At 68.5% G+C, this 1497-nt stretch carries 1 protein-coding gene and 1 rRNA gene; both read right to left on the minus strand.

Translation table 11 applies throughout. The features are described from left to right. Positions 1 to 391: 391 nt before the first annotated feature. The gene (locus QUG98_RS16545; protein WP_289471585.1) at positions 392 to 1231 is read right to left on the minus strand and encodes a GNAT family N-acetyltransferase; all 840 of its coding nucleotides are present in this window, start codon (positions 1229 to 1231) and stop codon (positions 392 to 394) included. 203 nt (positions 1232 to 1434) lie between these two features. Beyond that, a 5S ribosomal RNA gene (gene rrf / locus QUG98_RS16615) occupies positions 1435 to 1497 on the minus strand; the annotation flags it as partial.

Below are 1497 nucleotides of genomic sequence, written 5' to 3' on the forward strand. Positions count from 1 at the left end.
CCGGTCAGCAAACCGACCAGGCACGGGGTCAAAATAATTGGCATTGACAATGTGCACGCTGTTGAGTTCTCAAGGACCAGACGCACCCCCCACTCGACTCCCAGAAGGAGCTCCGCCAGAGGGGCATGGATTCTCGACACCACACGCCGAACCGTTCAGCTCGTCATGGTGGTGGGCGGTTGCCGTGCGGGACCCCGTCCGGACTGCATCTCCAGGCCGTCGACCCGGTGACCGTCTCGGCCGTTCCGTTCTCCGCCTCAGCGGCAACGAGGTACAACCTTACGCGGAGGTGAACGCACTGCCAAGTGGGGCCGCATCCCGGGCGTGTCGCCGTAGGCGGACTCGAGGCCGGCACTAATCCGTGCCGCCGGGCGAGCGCAATGGATCGCGCTCAGTGCCGGGTGGGACGCCCGAGCGTGGCCACCATCTCCTCGAGCTCCGCGTCCGGGAACCCTGCTGCCGGGCGCCGCCGTCCCGTCGGCTGGAAGCCGTGACGCGCGTAGAAGCGTCGCGCGGGGGCGCCGGCCGGTGCGCGATCCACCCAGAGGCGGATCGACCGAGCATGGAGTGCAGCCCACGCGAGGACCTCCGCCAGGAGTGCATCTGCGACACCGTGCGTCCGACCTCGGACGACCGCACGCACGAAGACTCCCGTGAGCAGCGCTTCCGGAACGCCATCGGCGCGCAACTGCGCTCCCATGATCCCGAGCCAACGACCGTCGTCGGTGACGGCCACCACGCTGGTGGTGTCGCTGCTACTGCCGCGTCGCGCCCGGATCCGCCAGTCGGCCTCGGTCATGGCCATCGTCGTCCGGAGATCTGCCCCGTAGGACACCGGGTTCTCCTCCGCGTTCTCGAGCCTGATCTCCCGGACCGACGGCCAGTCCAGCTCGGATGTCCTCCGGATCAGGAAGACCGCCCCTGAGAGGGCAGCTCGACGCAGCAGCATCGGGATGCCCGTCGTCGACCACCACGTCAACGACACGTACCCGGACGACATCCCACCGTGCGCGAACCGCTCGACGTACACCCCGAGCCCGGCGCGCTCCGACACCGAGTGCCCGACCTCCGCGGCGATGGCCCTCCGCAACAGCGCCTCGAGCTCGCCCTGGGCATTCGGAATTGGTTCGTCCACGAACCGTTCGCCCAACGCTCGCCACAGCCACGGATCGCCACGGAGACCCCACTGGTCCGGCTCGTCGCGGAAGAGGTCACCGATGCGTCCAGCCACTCAGTGATCATCGCGGAACCGTCCGGAGGGCGCCACCGTCGTGCGGGTGGCCGTGCAGGCCGGCTCTCTGTGCCGCCCGAACGTGCCTAGGCGCGCAGTGTCTCCCGAGCCGCAGGAGGCCCCTGGACGCGGAATGACCCCGGGAACGCAGGAAACCCCTGACCGGTCACGGTCAGGGGTTTCCTGGTGTTGCTGAACGTTGAGTCCGGCGGCGTCCTACTCTCCCACAAGGTCCCCCTTGCAGTACCATCGGCGCTGAGAGGCTT

The organism is Curtobacterium subtropicum (assembly GCF_030362975.1).
GTDB classification, from domain to species: domain Bacteria; phylum Actinomycetota; class Actinomycetes; order Actinomycetales; family Microbacteriaceae; genus Curtobacterium; species Curtobacterium subtropicum.